The organism is Acetohalobium arabaticum DSM 5501 (genome assembly GCF_000144695.1).
GTDB lineage: Bacteria > Bacillota > Halanaerobiia > Halobacteroidales > Acetohalobiaceae > Acetohalobium > Acetohalobium arabaticum.
This window is the reverse complement of record NC_014378.1, coordinates 438,587-460,629: the sequence shown is the minus strand read 5'-3', so window position 1 is coordinate 460,629 and position 22,043 is coordinate 438,587. Positions and strand designations below refer to the sequence as shown.

Here is a 22,043-nt window from a genome sequence, read left to right as displayed (position 1 = left end):
TCAAGCCTTAATATTTCAACTTATTCTGCAGCCGCAGATGCTCCTGATAAGTCTCACTAAATTTATGGCTCCCATCCTCTAAAGCAAAGTAATATAAGTAATCCGTCTCAGCAGGATTGAGTGCTGCCCTAATCGAAGCCAGCCCCGGATTATTGATCGGCCCCGGCGGTAAGCCTAAACGTTGATAGGTATTATACGGCGAATCCAAAGCTAAATCTTTATAAAGAATCTGCTCTTTATGCTCCGGCAGAATGTATTGAATAGTAGCATCTATCTGGAGTAACATATTTTTATTCAGCCGGTTATGGATCACGCCTGCAATCAACCGCCGCTCCTTATCATACTTTACCTCTGCTTCCACTAAAGAAGCAATTGTTATTATCTCATCCAGACTATACTTGCTCTGCTTCACCTCTGTTATTAATTTATCAATTAACTTCTCCTTAAATTGCCCCACCATCAACTTAATTATATTCTCCGGAGCAGTCCCCTTCGGAATTGAGTAAGTCTCCGGAAACAGATAGCCCTCTAACGGATATTTCCGATGCTTAACATCTATCTCTTCGGCAAAAGAAAATTCAGCCTTTAATTCTTCCGCTACCGTAAGAAACTGCTTCTTACTAAAGCCAGCCTTTTTAGATAATTTATCCCCAATCTCTTCGACAGTATATCCTTCCGGAATAGTTACCTGATAAGTAATCACCTCATTACTAACTAACTTATCTATCATTTCATCAATCGACATACCTGTGCTTAATCTATAATAGCCCGCCCGCAGCTTATTCTCAACTCCCTTGAATCTAACCAATGCCTTAAAAAGAAACGGATGTCTAATTAATTTCTTTTCAAATAACAAGTTAGCTATCTGACCGCTGCTAGCCCCTGACTTAACCTCAACTTCATAAGCAGAAACCGCTCCTCTATCCACCGGCCCTGTCCATTTCTGGAGATAAGAAATGCTAGTCAGCGTTAAAATAAAAAGAATCATAATCACCACAGCTGCTAAATTTCTATTACGCGATTGAAAATCAAACAAAAACCCCATCCCTTTCTTCAAAATCTAATTAATAAATCATACACGTCAACTTAATATATAAGTTAATCATTATTGATATATTGTTGCAGTTTAGAGTTGATATCTTGCAAACGCTCCAAAAATCAGTCCTAATCACTCAGCAGTAAATCAACCTTAATGTTACGATTTAAAGATTCTGCTTTATATGTTAATCATTCTCTCTTGTGGGACTGCTTTAAAGTCGCTTTTTGCAAGATATCAACTAAATTGTGCAAAATAATCTGAGGAAGCGTTTAAAACCAAATTAATGAAATTTCTGTGCTGTAATTGCAATGTAATATTGCAAATAGTCTATATATGCTTACAGCAACTCCTATTGGTGATAACCATAGCAATCTATTCTATTATCAATAGTCAATATGTGTCCAGAGCGACTCTTAAAAACAGTTTGGAGCCATGGAGGTCCGCAGGATTATAAATCCTTGCTCCTAGCCTTGTCAATTAGAGCATTAATACTATCTTTCTGCTCAATTAGTTACTCCCATAGCCAGTATTGATCTTTATGCTGGCTATGCGGAAAACTGTTTTTTGAGAGTGAGTGAAACAGGACGTTGAGCGAACGACAAGCGGCGGATACATATTGACTATCCCTGTAATATTATGAATGTGTACATTAATTTAGCCTAAGTTGATGTGCATGATTAATAAATTATCCTCTTATATTATAAACAATTAAGTCTTATTTAGCAAATAAAAATAATAAGCCAGAAGAATAATTCCTCTGGCCTTAAGCTGAGCTTCCATAGTATCAAGCAATCTCTTCTAATAGTGTTCCATCTTTAATATGTATATTAGCCCGGTCAATCACTGTAATTACCACCGCTTTACCTTCACGCACCTCGATAATTACAGCCAGATTATTCTTCTGATCGACAACTGCTACTTCATCACCTGTATCATTATAATCCAACAGCTTATTACCTAAATTCAAAATAATACTGGTTACCAGGCTAATATCTATACTGCGTTCCTTTATTCTATCCATTGCATGTGTTGTGCTTTCTATTCTAAAATAATGGTCATCCAGAAAACACTCCGCTAATAACATATAAAGCCCCCCTTGTTAGCTTGTAGTAATATTATCTCCAGCTAAGGGCGGCTTTATACTTCTAATAATAGAAAAAACTCAATTTTATTAGTTCATATTCTCCAGAGCCGTCTGAACTTTCACCAGCTCCTCATCACTATCAACCGGAACCAGAATCAAGTCGCCATTATCATCCTTATCCAATCGTAAGGCATATCCTTCCCCAACATCTAATTCATCTTCCCTAACAAGAATAAAATACTTATCATCATCAATCTCTACTTCTTCCTCAATGGAAAACTCAATCTCTTCTCCATCCATTTCTTCTAAAACAACAACACCTTCTTCTGGATCAAACTCTCGAATCATTCCTTCTTCAGCCATATTATTCACCCCAATTCCTAATTTTAGCTCGATTGAGCATCTAAGTAACTCTGTAAGATAACTACTGCTGCCATCTTATCAATAACATCTTTTCTCTTTGCTCTACTGACATCTGCCTTAAGCAGTGTTCTTTCAGCTGCAGCAGTAGATAATCTCTCATCCCAGGTAATAATAGGAGGTTCAATCTCTTCTTTAAGCTGTTCTACAAAATCCAGAGTCTTTTCAGCTCTAGGTCCTAAGGTTCCATTCATATTCTTGGGTAGACCTACAACTACCTTCCCAACATCATACTGCTCAATCAAAGAATTTATTTCAGCTACTACTTCCTCCCAGGAAGTATTCTGAATTACCTTCTTCCCCTGAGCAGTCCAGCCTAAAGCATCGCTAGTTGCAGCTCCTATCCGCTTATCTCCAAAATCCAATCCAAGTATCCGAGACAAACTATTTAAGCTCCTCTCTATCTTCTTAAGCTATAATTCAATACGTCTAATTACTAAATATACAAGAGTAATTACCGGATATAACAATAATGTTGCTGTTGCTACTACCCCCGAATCATTAACCAACATCGTTACTATACTGCCGCAGATTACTCCGCCAAAACCATATCGGAGATAAGAATAGTCATCGATAATATTCCTAACTACCCCCACTGGATATCTAAATAGAATAGCTAAAATAATAATAAAGGCTAAAATCACCTTAGTCCAGATCGTCCAGCGCAGCAGCTTCAGATTCATGCTCAATTTTCTAGCAGCAATCTTAGCTATTACTGAAAATCCATTCTCTTCAACCAACCGGACTGTCCGCCCGATATGAGTCGATTCCGCTTGCGGACTCAAGGCATCATAGATAACTAAACTGCCCGTTAACAATCCTACCAAGATTATTATAACTAATATCTTACGAAAATTAAACAGATATCCCTTAATTAATCCGTAAGTAAAACTAAAAGCTGCTAGAGAAGTAAGCAACCCGCCAAAGTTAGCTCCCAGCTGAGAATGACCAATAGTAATAACAACTAATATAAAAATCGATAATAAGATATAATCCTGTTTCTGCTTCAAGTTACAGAAACAATCAAAAATACCGATAACTCCAATCAACACAGCTCCAATCAACAGCCCCATGAATTCATTACCTAATCCATAATATCGGGCCCCAATCACCGGCGAATACCCCAAGACTGAAGTCTTAATCAAGCTGGCATTATTCCAGAGATCGAAGACCAGTAAGAATGAAACTAAGTTCGCTAACAATAAAACCGGCATTAATTCATGGTCAAATGACCTCTTCAATAAATAAGCTGTCCCTAAACTAAGTAATAAAAATGAAATTATTATCAGATAAATATTAAGCTTGACAAAGAAAGTAAAGAAGAGAATAAAGATTGGGATCACCAATAAAGATAGCAACAAATACTCTGTTATTTTTTTCAATCTCAGTGTTACCCTCTTGTGGGCTAAAATCACTACTGCTGCCAATACTAAAGTAAATATCTGTAATAGGATAAATCCTTTAATCAATACCGGACGCCAGGTAAATGTCTTATTAATTCTATTATCCAAGTGATACAGTTTAGTTAATGGAGATTCAGCTTCAATACCATTGATAGAATTTCCGATTAGCTTAGAAGAATCTTCGTCAATCCCAAGTGAAGTTAAGACTGTAGGAGCAATATCCAGATTAGTGATAATTCCAGATCGTTTAGTCGTAGAGGAAGTAAGTAAACCATGTTTAACTCCGCTGCCAGCTAAGATAGTAAGATTCAGCTTTTCTCCTTTCTGTTGAGCCTTTCGGGGTGGTGTTGGAGTCACTATCATAATCTTGTTTTGGGATAAATTTATTTCAGCTAACAGTTGACCTAATAATTTATCCACTCTTTTAATAGCACACTTCTTTAACCGATTAAATCTAGTCTCAGGAATTGAATCACGCATCTTTGCTATTCGGGCCGTATCACCTGATTCGACTATTATTAAGTCAGCTATTGAACTATACTGTTTGAATTTACCAAGCAGATAATCATGGTCAGTTAATACTCTCCCTGGATATGTAGTATCAATCTGTACTGTTTTAGGTCCCACATCTCCCAAAGAAATTCTGCCTTCTTCATTAATTCCAATCAAGGCTGCCTCTCTACCTAACTGATATTGACCGTTTTGATCATAATAATCACTATTTCCGATCACTGCTACTTGTTTTTTGGCTTTATCTAATTTTTCACCCAAGGCCCCTGGATAAGCACTATAGCGCCCCTCCAAATTAGCAGCAATTAACTGAGAAAAGCTGTTATTAATTATCTGCTCCTTATCAAATTGAACATTAAAGTTATAATTGGCTGCTTTACCGCCATCAGCTCTGCGTCCAGCGCCAATAGTCAAATAAGTATCAGGAGGCGTAAGACTTCCGCTAGTCCGTGCATTCATAAGTCCTACTGCCCCCTGATTGATAAGGTAATCTATGTTTGGAGTTTCAGTCTGCATAATCTCCTTTAAACTAACCTGATCCATAATAAATAATGTAAATTCAGTGCTGCCATCGGCTACAGCTGCTTGAGAAATTACCAGACAGAGCATGAGTGCTATTAGAAAAATCCTGGGATTCATTTAATCACTCCATATTAAATTCACAGCATAATTGATATATTTTATTCGGTTTTTCCGTCCTCTAGATAATTACGGACTAATTCTTCAATTATCTCGTCTCGTTCAAAACGGCGAATCTTACTTCTGGCCTCCTGATGGCTAGTAATATAGGCTGGATCTCCTGATAAGATATAGCCTACAATCTGATTAATAGGATTATACCCCTTCTCATCCAACGCCTCATAGACTTCAGCCAATACTTCCGAAACTTCTTTAATTTCTTCTTTCTTTACCTTAAACTTCATAGTTTCATCATGACGACTCATTTGCATCCCACCTTAACTGATTATAATTCGCTCTTATTCAGCTGCTATCAATTCTCGTGCTTTTTTGAAAGCAGCATCCAACTTATCCGGCTGACTACCTCCAGCCTGAGCCATATCAGGACGGCCACCACCGCCACCTCCGGCAACACGGGCCACTTCACCAATAATCTGACCGGCATTATATCCTTCATCAACTAAATCATCAGTCACTAAACTGACAAAGAGAACCTTCTCTCCGAGCTTCGAAGCCAGAATAATAATCCCAGAATCGAGCTCTTCTTTAATATTATCCCCCATAGTCCGTAGACCTTCGGCATCCAGTCCTTCAACCTCTTCCAAGACTACATTAATACCGTTGATCTCCTCTATATCTGATGCTACTTCATCAGCCTGAGAATCAGCTAATTTATTCTTAAACTTAGTTACTTCAGCTTCTAAGTCTTTAATCTTAGACTGCAGTTTTTCAATCTTCTCGACTACCTCTTCTGGATTAGCCTTTAAAGCCGCAGCAGCTTCTTTTAGTATATCTTCCTGCTGATTTATGTAATTAAGCGCCTCTTTACCGGTAACAGCCTCAATTCTGCGTACACCGGCTGCTATTCCACCTTCACTAGTGATCTTAAATAGATTAATCTCTCCTGCAGCATCAACATGGGTTCCACCACAAAGTTCTAAGCTATAGTCTCCAATCTTAATCACGCGAACCTCATCATCATACTGTTCACTGAAGAGAGCTGCAGCTCCCATCTTTTTCGCCTCTTCTAAAGTAGTTTTAAGTACTTCAACCTCTAAATTCTTTCTAATTACTTGATTAACTCGCTCTTCTATTTCTTTTAACTCTTCTTCACTTACTGCTTCAAAGTGAGTAAAGTCAAAACGAAGCCGTTCCGGAGTCACTAAGGAACCAGACTGATCCACATGTTCCCCTAATATATCTCTTAAAGCCTGATGTAGAAGGTGAGTGGCAGTATGGTTTCTTCTAATATAGATCCGCTGATCAGTCTGGATCTTCGCTGTCAGCTTATCCCCTACACTTAATTTACCAGCTTCAATTACTACTTGATGGCTGATCAATTCTGCTTTTTCTTGCGTGTCCACAACTGTTACCGTTATATCATCACTTAATAAAGCACCTTTATCTCCAATCTGTCCGCCGCTTTCTGCATAAAACGGAGTCTTAGTTAAGACAACCTGTCCCTCTTCACCAGCAGATAGGCTGTCTACTAATTCATTATCCTTAATTATCTTCACCACTTCAGTCTCACATTCCGGCTGAGTATAGCCCACAAATTCAGGCATCTCTATCTCATCTCTAAGCTCCTTAAATAACTCTATCTCAGCCGAACTCCAGTCATGATCCTTCTGGGCTGCTCTGGCTCTAGCCCGCTGTTCTTCCATAGCCTCTTCAAAACCTTCACTATCTATTCTATAACCGCGTTCCTGAGCAATCTCTTCAGTTAATTCCTTGGGAAAACCATAAGTATCATAGAGAGTAAATACTTCATCACCAGGAATTACTTCTCTGCCTTCTCCTTCTAATTCATCGATTAACTCTTCTAAAATTACCATACCCTGGTCAAGTGTTTCCTGAAATTTAACTTCTTCACTTTTAATAGTCTTTTTGATCTGTTCCTCTTTGTCTGCAATTTCAGTATATTCATTCCCCATAATATCCACTACTACCGGCACAATTCTATGTAAGAAAGGCAGCTTTAGATCAAGCTTCTTAGCATACCGAACAGCCCTTCGTAGCACACGGCGGATAATATAACCCCGTCCTTCATTAGAAGGCAAGACTCCATCGCCAATAGCTAATGTAACACTGCGAATATGGTCAGCAATTACCCGGTAAGCCGACTTGATTTCATCACTGGATTCATAATCATATTCTGTATGTTCACTTATAAATTCAATAATCGGTATAAAGAGATCAGTTTCAAAGTTAGAATCAACCTGCTGAATAATAGAAGCCAGCCTTTCCAGTCCCATACCGGTATCTATATTCTTACTTGGCAGTGTCTTATACTCACCATCCTCTGTATAATCATACTGAGTAAAGACTAAGTTCCAGACTTCTCGGTACCGATCACAATCACAGCCAAAATCACAATTATCACTGCAGCCAAATTCAGCTCCTAAATCATAATGGATCTCTGAACAGGGGCCGCAGGGACCGGTTCCTATCTGCCAGAAGTTCTCATCCTTACCCATCCGGACTATCCGTTCAGTAGGAATCCCTATCTTATTCTTCCAAATTTCAAATGCTTCCTCATCATCTTTATAAATAGAGATCCATAACCTGTCCTGTTTAAGCTCTATTTCATTAACTAAAAAATCATAAGACCACTTAATTGCCTCTTCTTTAAAGTAATCACCAAATGAAAAATTCCCTAACATCTCAAAGAATGTATGATGCCTATCTGTTTTTCCCACATTTCCAATATCATTAGTCCGAATACATTTCTGGGAAGTAACTATCCTCGTCTTAGGAGGAGTAGCTTGTCCATTAAAATAAGGTTTAAAAGGCGTCATTCCGGCATTAATCCATAATAAACTAGGATCATTTTGAGGTACCAAAGGCGCACTAGGTAATATTAGATGGCCCTTGCTTTCGAAGTAATCCAAAAACTTCTGTCTAATTTCTTTACTAGTCATTGACATAATTTATTCCCCTCCTTGACCTAACTCCTCCACTATCAAATATATCGATTTTTTTGCTTTCAATACAGTTTATATTTTATATGATACTAAAAAAGACTTATATTGTCAACTTTCACCTTTATTTATCTTTATGGCTCGACTGATATAATGATTAAGTATTACTTTGATTATACCAGCAACAGGAACTGCCAGTAACATTCCAATAATTCCTAATAACTCTCCCCCTACTAATAAAGAAAAAATAATCAGAATCGGATGCAGTCCCACTTTATCCCCAACTATTTTAGGAGAAATCAAACTACCCTCTAACTGTTGGACAAAAGCAAACATCACTATAACCTCCAGGATTGACTGAAAAGACTTAAAGGAAGCTACAAAAACAGCTGGTAGAATTCCAAACACAACTCCAAGATAAGGAATCAAATTCATTATTCCAGCAAAAATTCCAATAATTAAATAAAAATTAATATCTAAAAGATACAGACCTAACATTGATAAAAGACCTACTACCACCGAAACCAACAGTTGTCCTTTAAGATAATCAATCAATACTTTATCAATCTTTTTTAACAACTGCTTGATATCCTTGCGGCTTTCCTTAGGAATCAGCGTCCAGAAATTCTTCTTAATTGTTTCTATATCTTTCAACATATAAAAGGCCAGTATTGGAGCCATTATAAGGCTAAAAAATCTCGATAGAATGCCGATAATGACTTCAGTAGTCCGTTCTACAAACTGAAGGATTATATTCTGAATCCTTTCAATAGCATTATCCACAACTAATTGAAAGGTAGACGGCAGTTTAAACCGCTGATACTTCTGAGTAACAGAATCAATAATCTTCTGTATTTCAATACTATACTGCGGAATTCTATTAGCCAAAGCATTTAATTCTTCAATTAGAGGCGGAGCCGCAAAGAAGCCAACCAAAAAGAGACCCCCTACTACTATTATAAAGATTAAGACCAAGGCTAAATTCCGACTTACACCTCTATTAATTAATAACTTAACAAAAGGATTTACTAGATAAACAATAAAGATCGCCAAAACAAAAGGCAGCAGAACTATTCTAACTAAATATAGAAAATAAATTATAGCTACTAACAGTACTAATAATAGTGCCTTTCTTTCTTGACGTTTTTCATCCAGAATTGATCAACTCCTACCTATCGTTATTTTGATTCTCCATCTCTATTAAACTCTCCATCAATTCAGACTTATCCACATTCTGCAGATCAGCTGCTTCTAAATCTAATCTAGAAATAAGATCTGTTAATAACTCCTTTCCTTTCTGTTGTGATCTATCTGCAAAAGCTTCTAACTCCTCCCGTTTAGTTGGCTGCCTATTCTTCTCCCTTAGATAGTTAAGCAGATAAAGACCGCCAAGTCCACCTAAAGTTAATCCTGTCCAGAATTTTCGATTAAAGATCATTTATTATTCCTCCTTAGTTGATTGTTGGTTATTTAATTCTTGATAGTCCTCTAGATTAGATACAACTACTACATCTTCACCATACTTTAATTCATTTGAAACACTCAATACGCCCCGACCATCCAATATATCATGTACCAAGCCATCAGTGATTTCATAACTATCTCTATTGCCGTCATCAGGATTTAAAATAATATCCTCAATTATCCCCAGTTCTTTACCATCATCAGTAACTACTTTAGATCCTATCACATCACCAGGATTATCAATTAAATAATCTTTTGTATCATCAAGGTCACTTAAAGCAGACTCATCTTTAATAGTTACAGCATCGTCACCCATACTGTATAGTTGATCATAAGGGATCATTCTATCGCCTTTAAAGAAGCCGCCTCCTTCTACAATCAAACCGACAATCCTCTCTGTATCTGGATCAAAAACTACATCTTTAACATCCCCTATTTCTTTACCAGTCTCCAAGTTAACTACTGGCAAATCTATAACCTCATATCCCTTATTCATTCTTAACCTCCTTGCTTCCCTTTCCAGTCTACTGTATCTGTTATTATGTCCTAAATTATTGCTTAATAAACAGAATAGAGACTTTTAAAAATTGGAAAGCCGCTCAGTATCAAATACCGAGCGGCTTATATAACCTAATTATCATTTGTTTTATTGTCTGCTTCACTACTTCCAAATAATCCATTCTTTAAATCGACATAGACTTCAGGTACATCACCAACTATTACTGCTTCCGTTAACGGAACAGTAGTATCAATCTGAATATCTTCACTCAAAAACGGAATAACTACTCTAGTATTAACAATAACCTGTAAATCAATCTTATGTCTTGTTTGATTAATACCAGCAGATTGAAAGTAATCAACAATATCAGTATTTATAGAACTATAAGGAATAACTCTAACATCTAATTTAGGTCCATAATCAGCTAGAATATCAATCCCAAACACCTGTAACAATGGTAACTCTATATCCTTCCCTTTAATTTTCTTTAAAGATGACTGAATCTCAAGTGCTAACCGGGAAGAGACATGATTTATTTTTTGAATGTTAGGCTGCATAAAAACAACATTACCCTCTGCATCAGTCTTAAGCTTAACTAAATCACCATATGTAAATTCTTTTGACTTCTGCTGTATCGCCTGATTAACTAATTTAGTTACCATAGTAGAAACCTTAGTTTTAGATATACTATGGAATATAGGTCTGAGTTTGATCTCTATTAAAATTACAAAAAGAAAAGCAAATAAAAGAGTAGCTATTAATATTAAGGCCAATAATCTTTTTAGCGATAGATACAAACTAACCACCTCTTAATATTCTATGTATTAAGAGGTGGTTATGTGAAAAAATTTAATCTAAAATTATTTCAGCAAAGCGTTTCTTACCGATCTGAATTATCATCCCATCCTCTACTTCCAGATCAAGATTCATCTTATCATACTTCTCACCATCAATTTTGACTGCACCCTGTTTAATCATTCTTCGGGCCTGACTGTTGCTGTCTACTAATCCAGTAGCTGCTACTAGCTTGACAATCCAGAGTTCACCATCTTCTAATCTATCACTAGACAGCTCTACCTGCGGAATATCTTCCGGCAATTCTCCATCTTTAAAGACACGTTCAAATTCCCGAGCAGCTTTTTTAGCTGTTGTTTCATCATAATATTTAGCTACAATTGTTTCTGCCAAGCGTTTTTTGGTCTCCATTGGATGTAATTCTCCACTGGATAAACCGTTTTTGATCTCCTCTAATTCTTCTAGAGAAACATCAGTTAATAACTCAAAATAACGTCCCAGTAATTTATCAGGAATTGACATTACTTTACCATACATATCATTAGGATCATCATCGATACCTATGTAATTCCCCAAACTCTTACTCATCTTCTGTTCACCATCTAATCCTTCTAATAGCGGCATCATCAAAATAACCTGTGGATCCTGACCATACTCCTTTTGGAGTCTACGGCCAACTAAAAGATTAAACTTCTGATCAGTCCCTCCCAGTTCAACGTCGGCTTCAATAGCCACGGAATCATAACCCTGCATCAGTGGATAAAAGAATTCATGTACACCAATCGATTGATTATTTTCATAACGATTAGAAAAATCTTCCCGTTCTAGCATTCTTGCTACTGTATATTTAGACGAAAGATTAAGTACATCAGCAAAATCCATTTCACCTAACCATTCACTATTAAAGACTAACCGGGTTTTATCCGGGTCCAAAACTTTAAAGATCTGTTCTTGATAGGTTTTAGCATTCTCCATTACTTCTTCTTCCGTCAGCTGTGGTCTAGTCTTTGATTTGCCCGAGGGATCACCAATTCGACCAGTAAAATCACCGATAAGTAGAATAACCTCATGGCCTAAATCCTGAAACTGCTTTAACTTCTGTAACACAACAGTATGGCCTAGATGAATATCAGGTGCTGTAGGATCAAGCCCAAGCTTTACCTTTAATGGTCTATCTTCTTTTTGAGCCTCTTTTAGTTTATCCTCCAGTTCATCTTCCGAAATCAATTCTGTTACTCCGCGTTTAATAATCTGTAACTGCTTTTCAATTCCACTCTCACTACTCATATCTATGGCCTCCTATGCTTAAAATCAATTTTCAAAATATGCTATAATATTATAACATAGCCAAAATAAAATATCAATTCACTAAATTTTTCGACTCCCTATTCTACTACCAGATTTTTATTTTAATCCAGACTATATATCTTATTTATTTTATGTTATAATAAAATCTGGAAGGAGGAAGCATAATGTCCCGGTTCAAAAAGGTATCTATAATATCTATTATATTATTATTTGCAATTCTTTCTGGCGCTTTAATTGGATCTGTTGCCTGGATTGTTAACGAAACTCCTGATATATCAAATTATGGGCGCTGGAAACCCAGTGAATCAACTACAATTTATTCGGAAGATAACAAATTATTATCAAGGCTTTATCAAGAAAATAGAGTCTATGCTCCAATTGACAGAATGCCTCAAAATTTACAGAATGCCATAGTAGCAATTGAAGATAACCGCTTTTATGAACATTATGGAGTGGATCCATGGGCTATCGGTAGAGCATTATGGGTCGATATCAAAGGAGGAGGAATCATTCAAGGAGGAAGTACTCTCACCCAGCAATTAGCTAAAAATGCATTACTGACTCATGAGCGTACTCTCTACCGTAAAATTCAAGAAGCCTATTTAGCTATTCAGTTCGAAAGAATGTATACTAAAGAAGAAATTTTAGAATTCTACCTCAATGAAATATATCTCGGTCATAGTGTTTATGGAGTCCAAACAGCAGCTGAATTTTATTTCGATAAAGATGTAGAGAACTTAACTTTACCCGAAGCTGCTTTGCTTGCTGGATTACCCAAAGCACCAAATAAATATTCACCATACAAAAATAAACAAAAAGCTAAAGTAAGAAGAAATCTTGTTTTAGAACAAATGAAAAAATACGGATATATTACTGAATCCCAGGCTGAAAAAGCAAAAAATCAGCCGATTAAAACTGAAAATGGACTAGAACGTAAGGAAGATAAAGCACCTTACTTTGTTCGTCATATCCGCAAGAAACTAATCGATATGTATGGCGCACAGGCAGTCTATAATAGTGGATTAAAAGTATATACTACTCTCGATTATGAAATGCAGACAAAAGCTGAAGAAACAGTTAAAGAAGCCTTTAAAGATTATATTCCCAGTGTTAATAAAAAAGAAGGAAAAGGTCGACTGCAGCCACAGATTGCATTAACAACTATTAATCCACAAAACGGTCATATTAAAACAATGATCGGCGGCCGTGGTGAAGAAGAAGATAGGTACAACCGAGTTACACAAGCCTATCGACAGCCAGGATCTGCTTTTAAACCATTCGTCTATACAGCAGCCGTTGAACAGGGATATTCACCTGCTTCAGTAATAGATGATACACCTGAAGCTTATCAAGTAGGCTCTAGTTCAGAAGATAAATGGATTCCTCAGAATTATAATGACGAGTATTTAGGCCCTACTACCCTAAGAATTGGATTAGCCAAATCAATTAATGTTATGGCTGTTAAATTATTGGATAAAGTAGGAATCGATAATACAATTGAAGTAGCCAAAAAAATGGGAATTAAAAATATAGTCGAAACAGGTGCTAAAAATGATAAAAATTTAGCTTTAGCCCTCGGTGGCTTAACTAAAGGAGTAACTCCTTTAGAAATGGCTTCATCTTACGGAGTACTAGCTAATGAAGGTGTTCGAGTTGAACCTATTTCTCTTTTAAAAGTCGTGGATAACCGCGGTAATGTTATCTATGAGAATGACTCTAACAAAAAAATAGTGTTGGATAAGGATGTTACCTATATTGTCAATGACATGTTAGAATCAGTCCTCGCCCGAGGCCCTATTGTTTGGGGAACAGGATGGAGAGCTAATCTCGGTCGACCCGCTGCTGGTAAGACCGGAACTACTTCTAATTATACTGATGCCTGGTTTGTAGGGTATACTCCGGATTTAGTTACTAGCATCTGGATTGGAGAAGATGCTCCTTCTAAAATGAAATATAAAATTAAAAACGAAGAAAAGCTGCTTTCTGCTAATGAAAATGAAGCAAAACCAAATACTAATACTATCTCCAGTGCTGAAACTGCCCGGCTATGGAGCGAATATATGCGGAAAATAATCAAAAATAAACCGGTTACTGAATTTTCTACTACCGATAATATTGTTTCCAAAAAGATCTGTATTGAAAGCAGTAAACTTCCAAGTAAAGACTGTCCTGAAAATACTATCAGAGAAGAAATCTTTATTAAGGGTACAGAACCGACAGAAGAATGTGAGCTGCATCAACCAACAACTGAAGTAAAGGTTGATACGTCCACCGGTAAATTAGCTACTGATTACTGTCCACCGGAGAAAGTAAGAACCTATACTTATCAACAGGAAACACATATTAAAGTTGATGAAAATGGAGTACCAATCAAAAAAGTTGATGAAGAAACTAAAGTTCCGCTTCGCGATGATGAAGGTAATTATATCTATGAAAGAATGCCCGAAGAAAAATGTGAAGCACACAGACCTGATTCACTCCAAGATAAAATTAAAAATCAGACTGATAAAATCAAAGAAAAGTTTGAAGAATTCTTTGATATATCCAATTAAGTGCAAGCAAAAAAGTCAGGCTAATATTAGCCTGACTTTTTAAATTAACTACTTTTTATTTAACCTCGATCAAAGAATGGATTCTTGCCTGCTGCATTAAGAGCAATTCCATAAGCTATTTCTACATCTTCACCTAACAAATCCAACCTAACTGCTGCCTTACCTGCAGTAAACATAATTCGGTTATCTATTCGCAGATCAGCTGCTTTACTGACAGCAGAGCCTACTGCAATACCCAAATCACCAGTATTAAAAGCACAAACTCCATTTTCACTTTGACTCTGAGCTGAACAATCTTCAAAACCACAGTAACCACAGGCTGGAACACCTATAGCTCCTGTTTCAGTTCCCAATAAAACTACTGCATCTGCTTCAGCTATATTTTCAGCATCACGCTTAAAGAAACCAGCTCCAGATTCATCAGCTAACCCTTTCATTTCAGCTACCAACTCTTCCTTCTCTTCACCTTCCCCAAGGACAGCTGTTGCTAGATTATCAACACCTTTACCTTTAGGAGCAGTCCTAGCAGCAGTAGTCATCAATTTAGCTGCCTGTAAAACTCCTTCTTTTTCAGCTTCTTGATTCTTTAAAAACATAATTATTCCTCCCCTTTTTAATAAGTTATTTTAAAACTTAACGATAGTTACACCTGATCCTCCTTCATCTTTCCCGCCTAGTCTATACTCATCTATCTGAGAATGCTCATCTAAAAGATCATGAACTACCTCCCGCAAAACACCGGAGCCCTTGCCGTGGACTATTTCTGCTTTAGAAATATTGGCTAAATAAGCATCATCCAGATACTTATCCACTTTTTCTTTAGCCTCTATTGCTCTCAAACCTCTCAAATCCAGTTTAGGAGAAATATGGCGAGATTTTTTATTTTTAAGACTGCCAATATTAGTATCATTATTTAATCCATTAGAATTATTACTTGCTTCTGTTTGTTGGTCAGATTCATCCATCTGTTCTAAACGACTAATATCTACATTCACCTTCATTGGCCCAGCCTGAATTACTGCTTCTTCTTTATCCTCAGAAAGTTCAATTATTTCCCCTTCTTTATTTAACTTCTTGAGTCGAACCTTATCTCCTACTTCCAAATCCTCTGAATTTTGCTGTATCCTCTGCTGTTTAAGGTCTGATTCTAAATCTACTCGCTCACTACTTAAGTTATATTTATATTCATCTATTTTACTCTTAGCTCTATCCACTTCCTGTTGATTAACTTCAGCCTTCTCTTTCATTTCAGTTACTACTTCATTAACCTTCTTTTTAGACTCAGCAATTATCTTTTCAGCTTCAGCATAAGCATCCTTCTTTATCTTCTGTTCTAACTTTTCCACTTCCTCCAGTTTGGTTTCATATTCTTCTTTTAATTCTTTAGCCTTCTTCCTTTCTTTCCGGGCAGCCTCCTCATTCTCTACGATACTCTGTTTGCTCTCCTCAATACTCTGAATAATCCTATCAACCTCTATATCTTCTTCACTCAACTTAGCCCGAGCCTTCTCAATCACCTCTGTTGGCAGGCCTAACCTACCAGCAATTTCAAAGGCGTTACTGCGCCCAGGCATTCCCATCTGTAGTCTATAGGTAGGCTGTAGAGTTTCAACATCAAATTCCACCGAAGCATTCTGAATTCCTTCCTGTTGATAAGCAAAAGTCTTTAATTGACTATAGTGAGTGGTAGCTATCGTATTAATCCGACCCCGGCTATATAATTCTTCCAAAATTGCCATAGCTAAAGCAGCACCCTCGGTAGGATCAGTTCCCGCTCCTATCTCATCAAGCAAAACTAAATTATTCTCTTGAGCCGTCTCAAGAATATCAATAATCCGCGTCATATGGGAAGAAAAAGTACTTAAGTTCTGCTCAATACTCTGCTCATCACCAATATCGCCATGAATTTCATCAAATACTGCTATCTTTGAACCGGACAAGGCAGGAATATGAAGGCCAGACTGGGCCATTAATGTCAATAATCCTACTGTCTTAAGAGTTACTGTCTTTCCTCCAGTATTGGGACCAGTAATTACCAATGTATCAAATTTGCCGCCTAATTTAATATCAATTGGTACTACCTCATCTTGTGGAATCAGAGGATGTCTTGCCTTCTCCAGATTAATATACTCTTCCTGATTTAAGACAGGTTCTGCTCCTTCAATCTTGAAGCTGTATTCAGCCTTAGCAAAAGTAAAATCCAACCAGGCCAGTAATTTTAAGGTTTCTTTAATTCTATCCAATTCTTCTCTGACTTCATAAGTCAGTTCTGTTAAGATTCGATAGACTTCTTCTTCTTCTTCTGCCATGAAACTGCGTAACTTATTATTCAGTTTAACGACAGCCATCGGTTCAATAAATACAGTCTGCTTACTTGCCGACTGGTCATGAACAATACCAGAGACTTTCTCCTGAAACTGGCTTTTAATCGGAATTACATATCTTTTATCTCTAATTGTAACCAATGAATCCTGAATATAACTCTGATACTTCTTTGAACTCAGAATTGAATTTAATTTATCCTTAATCCGCTGGCTGTAATCAGTAATGCTGCGGCGAATATTCCGCAGCTTAGTACTTGCAGTATCCAATACATTGCCCTGATTATCCACAGCCTTATTTATCTTACGTTCCAGAGGTTTAAAGTTATCTAACTGAGTACCATACTTAACTACACTTTTATATTCATCTTCTTCGTCTTCTAAATTCAACAGATACCTCTTTAAATTTCGGCTAGTTGATAGAGTATCTGCTATCTCTACTAATTCTTCTCCATTCAAAGTAATTTCTTTGCTAGTTCTTTTCAATGAATCCCTGACATCTTTAATTCCACCTAAAGGTGGATACTTCTCTTCTCTATTCAGAATCTTTTTAGCAGCTGTTACTTCTAACTGCCGCTCTTGAATAAAGTCAAAATCACTTACTGGTTTTAAATTATCAACCAGTTTACGGGCGAGTTTAGAAGATGTATGCTTAGCTAATCTCTTTTTTATCTTATTATATTCTAGAATTTCTAGGACATGCTGCTCCAAAGTCTATCATCCCCTCCTGTTAATTCCTTACTACTCTAATTAGACCTGAACAAGGTATAATCTCAATCCCCTTTTCTTCTAATCTATCCAGAAATAGATTCAATCCAATAGAATCGCTGGCCATATGTCCAGCAATAACTACATTAATATGGTTCTCTTCTGCCTTTTTACGATGTTCTTCACCGATATGCATACAGACTAAAGTACCTACTCCGGCCTGGGATAGATTCTTAAATGCTTCTTTGGAACCACTAGTTCCACCGGTCATATCAACCACTACTTTACCAGCTCGTCTATCTTCACTACCCACGACAACCTTAGGTCCTGCCTTCTCAGTAACTGCTTCTTTATATTCCGGTATCTCTTTAAGCAACTGAACTACATTCTCTACTTTGTCTGGTTTCTCCTTATCAATCTTACTCTGTAGATACTCTGTTACTAAATTATCCGCCGGAGTATGGACAGAAAGTAGAGGAATATCAAAGATACGAGCAGCATCTCTAGTCTTATTGTGATTAACCGGCATTAGTCTTCGTTCAACTTCTTGAATTCTCTCAGCCATTATGTCTTCTGCTACATTAATCGGAACTCCATGTTCATAAAGAATGTCTTCCTGCATATGCATCACCTGATGTAAGGCTGCGAGTGCTTTGCCTTCAGGATGATGGGACATAACTAAATCTATATTTCTCCCCTTTTCCGTTAATCTATCAGCAATTAGTACTTCACTAACATCAATATCAATCCCAACTAAGATACTCTCTACTTCTCTTGCTTGGTCTCCATACAGAATTCTAGTATCAGAATAAGGATTCTCCAGTTTAGCTTCATCAAACTCTCCTTTTTCTTCTTCATCCATCTCATCATATTCTTCTCTGATCTCTTTTAATTTCCTCTCAACTTCCTCTTTTCCTCTGGGGTCAGCTTCAATTCCCAGCTCTAAAGCCAATTCATAGATTTTCTCTAATTCCATAGTTAATCCTCCTCTAATTTCTTATAATCTATATTTAATTATATAATAATGCCAACAATTCTGTTAAAGAATAAGTATTAATAACTTCTGACGGCTCAATCCAGCCTTTACGAGCATTATAAACTCCAAACTGCATATTATCAAGCTGTTGAATATTATGAGCATCAGTATTAATTGCTATTTTAGCTCCTGCCTCTTTAGCAATCCTTAGATGTTTACCGTTAAGATCCAGTCTATGTGGCGATGCATTGATCTCTAAAACTGTGTCTGTCTTTACTGCTCTTTTGATTACCTGTTCTATATCAACAGCATAAGGCCCCCGCTTACCCAATAATCGACCAGTAGGATGGCCTAATACATTAACAGCCTCATGATCTAAAGCTCTCAAGATTCGACTAGTCATCTGTTCCCCGGACTGTCTAAAGCCTGAATGAACTGATGCTACCACCATATCCAACTCATCTAAAACTTCCTGGGGGTAATCTAAATCTCCATTATGTAAAATATCCACTTCCGCTCCCTTTAAGATCCTGAAATCAGTTAATTCCTTATTTATTATCTCTATCTCTTTAATCTGCTCTTTTAAATCATCTATAGTCAAACCGCCGGCTACCCCCAGTGATTTTGAATGATCACAGATAGATAAAAATTTATATCCCCTATCTCTAGCAGCCAAAGCCATTTCCTGGATAGTATTGCCTCCATCACTCCAGTCAGTATGGACATGTAAATCACCCATTATATCAGCCGACTCTAATTTAACCGGCAAATTCCCTTCCCTTGCCGCTTCAATTTCGTGATCTCCTGTCCGCAGTTCCGGAATAATATATGGTAAGTCCAATAACTGATAGATCTCTTTCTCAGAATCAATCTCTACAGTTTCATTCGTATCAAGCTGATAGACTCCGGTATTGTTCAGGCAATATCCCTTCTGAGCTGCTAACTCACTTAAAGCTTCATAATGCTCCTGATTACCGGTTGCTGCTACTAAAGCAGAATAGAATTCATCTTCAACAATAAAAAAGATCTCTATAGGAACACCAGGCTTGCTGGCTAATTCTAGACTCTTATCAGTTTCAGTTAATACTTCAGTTACTAGGGGGACATCCTTCATTACTTCTCTAACCTGCTTAGAATTATCAGTTACTACTAACAGATCAAGATCACTGATTAATTCTTTTTTCCTCCGCAGACCACCTACTACTTCTACTTTAGTAACACTTTTTAACTTAGCACAGATATCCAATAACTCCTCAGCTAAAGCAGTTGCTAAACCTAAATCAATCTTATCATTCCTATTTTTAGCCTTCATGATAGCATCAAGAATCTTAAGTTCAGTCTTGGCTCCAATACCGGATAACTTTCTCAGTTTCTGCTTCTTAGCAGCTTTCTTCAGTTCATCTAAATCTGTAATTCCTAATTCGTCATAAAAAAGCTTAACCTTCTTAGGTCCTACCCCCGGCAAATCAAGAATTTCTAACAAACCAATTGGAATCTCTTCTTTAAGTTCTTTATATTTAGAGCAGGTTCCCGTCTGTAAAATTTCATCAATAGTAACTGCTAAACTTTCACCAATCCCTTCAATATCCTGTAATCTATTATTAGCTACTAATTTCTTTATATTAGTCTCTAAATTCTTAATTCTTTTGCTAACATTATAGTAGGACTGAATCTTAAAATAATTAGCTCCTTTTAATTTTAAAAGATCAGCTATCTCTTCTAAAATCCAAGCAACTTTTAAGTTCTCCATTAACTTAACCCCACCTCTTTCCTAATACAATTTAATTTATAAATTCCTGTAACTTATCTTCAAAAATTGGAGTTAATGATAAAAATTTATCTGCCAGAATAGAAGCCTGTAGGGAATCTTCCGCTGCAGGAAATGGTACTCGACTGATTAAAATTAATAAAATATAAACTATTAAACCACCCTTAATCAGTCCTAAAATAGCTCCTCCCATACCATCAATCATCGATAATAATAAAAGACCGGTTAATTTATTCAATAAATATCCTAAAATATTTATTACAGCACTAATCACAATAACAATCAAACCAAAACTAATAACTTGTGCAATTGACATAGTAATCGGAAAATTATTATTGAAATAAACGGCTACCACTTGATAATTATTCATAGCAACATAAAAAGCAACAGCTAAAGCTACAATAGAAATAACCTGTCTAATCATTCCTTTCTGATAGCCGCGGAGAATAGAAGAAATTATTATTATTATGATTCCAAAATCTAAAAGATTAATACTCTGCATTCAAGCTAATCCTCCTTATCAAATTCCATTAAAAACTCCTGATATTCATTATCTAATTCTTCATACTTTTGCTGCAAATCATCATATTTTTTTTCAAAATTATTACGTTCTTTTCTTAATTTTTGGTGTTTATCATCTAAATCATCATATCTCTGCTGTAATTTTTCATACTTTGTCTTCAAGATATCATATTCTTTTTGTAAATTATTATATTCTTTAGTCAACTCTTTATACTGTTTTGTTAAGTTTTCCAACTCTTCTTCTCTATCCCGAAGCTTATCCTCTATTTCCTGCTCATGGTCCAAAGATTTATAATACTTATCAGCTAAATTCATAGCTGCTAAGACCATCATCTTTATTCTACTTAATCTAGCCCCTTTTTCTGTTACTTCTTCTAGCTCTTGATTGACACACTTAGCTACTTGTTTAATATATTCAGCCGATTCTTTTGCTCTAATTACATATTCATCACCAAAAATAGTAACCTTAGCTTTTCCTACCTCTTCCTTTTCCGAAGAAGGTTGATTATCTTTCTCTTCTATACTCAAATTAATTACCTCCTAGGACTTATAATTCTTTAAATAATGATAGCTATGTATTATTTCAAGACTGTCAAATTAAAGTCCTGCATAAATAAATTGAGATAAAAATTATTTATATAAATAAAAAAAGACTATCCTATAAGATAGTCTTGATTACAAAATAATATGGAGCGGGAAACGGGATTTGAACCCGCGACCTTCTCGTTGGCAACGAGACGCTCTACCCCTGAGCTATTCCCGCATAACAATGGTGGAGGGGAGAGGATTCGAACCTCTGAAGGCATCGCCGGCAGATTTACAGTCTGCTCCCTTTGACCGGACTCGGGAACCCCTCCTGGTCATAATATTCAATTAGGTTTTAATGGCACCCCCAGCCAGGCTACAAACCAAGCCTTGCTGTGGCACATGTAATTACTACACTTAAATTAAAGTTGCTTAGCTACAATACATTCAAGTGCCTTCAAGTAAATTTGGTGGCACCCCCAAGGGGATTCGAACCCCTGCCGCTAGGATGAAAACCTAGTATCCTGGGCCTCTAGACGATGGGGGCATA

19 protein-coding genes and 3 tRNA genes are annotated in these 22,043 nt (G+C 36.6%); 1 reads left to right on the top strand and 21 read right to left on the bottom strand.

Annotated features, from left to right (window positions below):
• Positions 1 to 7 precede the first annotated feature (7 nt).
• The 12 genes from mltG to tyrS all read right to left on the bottom strand — a co-directional run bounded on the left by mltG (position 8) and on the right by tyrS (position 12,100).
• Entirely contained in the window at positions 8 to 1,036 is a 1,029-nt protein-coding gene (gene mltG / locus acear_RS02285; RefSeq protein ID WP_013277410.1) for an endolytic transglycosylase MltG, read from the bottom strand.
• Positions 1,037 to 1,823: 787 nt separating this feature from the next.
• Entirely contained in the window at positions 1,824 to 2,123 is a 300-nt protein-coding gene (locus tag acear_RS02280) for a DUF4258 domain-containing protein (RefSeq protein WP_013277409.1), read from the bottom strand.
• 87 nt (positions 2,124 to 2,210) lie between these two features.
• Positions 2,211 to 2,486: a DUF1292 domain-containing protein gene (locus acear_RS02275; protein ID WP_049772639.1), complete on the bottom strand. Its 276-nt coding sequence runs from the start codon at positions 2,484 to 2,486 to the stop codon at positions 2,211 to 2,213.
• A 23-nt stretch (positions 2,487 to 2,509) separates the two neighbouring features.
• On the bottom strand, positions 2,510 to 2,926 hold the full coding sequence (ruvX, locus tag acear_RS02270; RefSeq protein ID WP_013277407.1) for a Holliday junction resolvase RuvX: 417 nt from the start codon (positions 2,924 to 2,926) through the stop codon (positions 2,510 to 2,512).
• Positions 2,927 to 2,956: 30 nt separating this feature from the next.
• On the bottom strand, positions 2,957 to 5,095 hold the full coding sequence (locus acear_RS02265; RefSeq protein WP_013277406.1) for a hypothetical protein: 2,139 nt from the start codon (positions 5,093 to 5,095) through the stop codon (positions 2,957 to 2,959).
• A gap of 41 nt (positions 5,096 to 5,136) precedes the next feature.
• A complete protein-coding gene (locus acear_RS02260; protein WP_013277405.1) occupies positions 5,137 to 5,400 on the bottom strand; it encodes an IreB family regulatory phosphoprotein in 264 nt (87 codons plus the stop codon).
• A gap of 33 nt (positions 5,401 to 5,433) precedes the next feature.
• Entirely contained in the window at positions 5,434 to 8,061 is a 2,628-nt protein-coding gene (gene alaS, locus acear_RS02255) for an alanine--tRNA ligase (RefSeq protein ID WP_013277404.1), read from the bottom strand.
• A 105-nt stretch (positions 8,062 to 8,166) separates the two neighbouring features.
• Positions 8,167 to 9,168 (bottom strand): AI-2E family transporter, encoded by a 1,002-nt coding sequence (locus tag acear_RS02250; protein WP_280956780.1) that lies wholly within the window; start codon positions 9,166 to 9,168, stop codon positions 8,167 to 8,169.
• A 55-nt stretch (positions 9,169 to 9,223) separates the two neighbouring features.
• Positions 9,224 to 9,493, bottom strand: coding sequence for a hypothetical protein (locus acear_RS02245; RefSeq protein ID WP_013277402.1), 270 nt, complete (start codon positions 9,491 to 9,493; stop codon positions 9,224 to 9,226).
• 3 nt (positions 9,494 to 9,496) lie between these two features.
• Positions 9,497 to 10,015, bottom strand: a complete 519-nt coding sequence (locus acear_RS02240) for a PRC-barrel domain-containing protein (RefSeq protein ID WP_013277401.1) — start codon at positions 10,013 to 10,015, stop codon at positions 9,497 to 9,499.
• 134 nt (positions 10,016 to 10,149) lie between these two features.
• Positions 10,150 to 10,815 carry a sporulation protein YunB gene (yunB, locus tag acear_RS02235; RefSeq protein WP_013277400.1) on the bottom strand — a complete coding sequence of 222 codons (666 nt, stop codon included), beginning with the start codon at positions 10,813 to 10,815 and terminating at the stop codon, positions 10,150 to 10,152.
• Positions 10,816 to 10,867: 52 nt separating this feature from the next.
• Positions 10,868 to 12,100 carry a tyrosine--tRNA ligase gene (gene tyrS / locus acear_RS02230; RefSeq protein WP_013277399.1) on the bottom strand — a complete coding sequence of 411 codons (1,233 nt, stop codon included), beginning with the start codon at positions 12,098 to 12,100 and terminating at the stop codon, positions 10,868 to 10,870.
• Positions 12,101 to 12,285: 185 nt separating this feature from the next.
• On the opposite strand from tyrS, the gene acear_RS02225 reads away from it, so the two are divergent.
• Complete coding sequence (locus acear_RS02225; RefSeq protein WP_013277398.1) at positions 12,286 to 14,673, top strand: penicillin-binding protein 1A; 2,388 nt, start codon at positions 12,286 to 12,288, stop codon at positions 14,671 to 14,673.
• A 59-nt stretch (positions 14,674 to 14,732) separates the two neighbouring features.
• On the opposite strand, the gene acear_RS02220 is transcribed toward acear_RS02225, so the two are convergent.
• From acear_RS02220 to acear_RS02180, 9 genes are all read right to left on the bottom strand, one after another.
• A complete protein-coding gene (locus acear_RS02220) occupies positions 14,733 to 15,269 on the bottom strand; it encodes a ferredoxin domain-containing protein (RefSeq protein ID WP_013277397.1) in 537 nt (178 codons plus the stop codon).
• A gap of 30 nt (positions 15,270 to 15,299) precedes the next feature.
• Positions 15,300 to 17,705 (bottom strand): endonuclease MutS2, encoded by a 2,406-nt coding sequence (locus acear_RS02215; protein WP_013277396.1) that lies wholly within the window; start codon positions 17,703 to 17,705, stop codon positions 15,300 to 15,302.
• A 19-nt stretch (positions 17,706 to 17,724) separates the two neighbouring features.
• The gene (locus acear_RS02210) at positions 17,725 to 18,678 is read right to left on the bottom strand and encodes a Nif3-like dinuclear metal center hexameric protein (RefSeq protein WP_013277395.1); all 954 of its coding nucleotides are present in this window, start codon (positions 18,676 to 18,678) and stop codon (positions 17,725 to 17,727) included.
• Positions 18,679 to 18,712: 34 nt separating this feature from the next.
• Complete coding sequence (gene polX, locus acear_RS02205; protein WP_013277394.1) at positions 18,713 to 20,428, bottom strand: DNA polymerase/3'-5' exonuclease PolX; 1,716 nt, start codon at positions 20,426 to 20,428, stop codon at positions 18,713 to 18,715.
• Positions 20,429 to 20,459: 31 nt separating this feature from the next.
• Positions 20,460 to 20,948, bottom strand: coding sequence for a CvpA family protein (locus acear_RS02200; RefSeq protein WP_013277393.1), 489 nt, complete (start codon positions 20,946 to 20,948; stop codon positions 20,460 to 20,462).
• Positions 20,949 to 20,953: 5 nt separating this feature from the next.
• Positions 20,954 to 21,496, bottom strand: coding sequence for a cell division protein ZapA (locus tag acear_RS12025; RefSeq protein ID WP_013277392.1), 543 nt, complete (start codon positions 21,494 to 21,496; stop codon positions 20,954 to 20,956).
• Positions 21,497 to 21,656: 160 nt separating this feature from the next.
• Positions 21,657 to 21,731: transfer RNA gene (locus acear_RS02190), tRNA-Gly, on the bottom strand.
• 7 nt (positions 21,732 to 21,738) lie between these two features.
• Positions 21,739 to 21,825 (bottom strand) — tRNA-Tyr (locus acear_RS02185).
• 139 nt (positions 21,826 to 21,964) lie between these two features.
• Positions 21,965 to 22,040: transfer RNA gene (locus acear_RS02180), tRNA-Glu, on the bottom strand.
• Positions 22,041 to 22,043 lie beyond the last annotated feature (3 nt).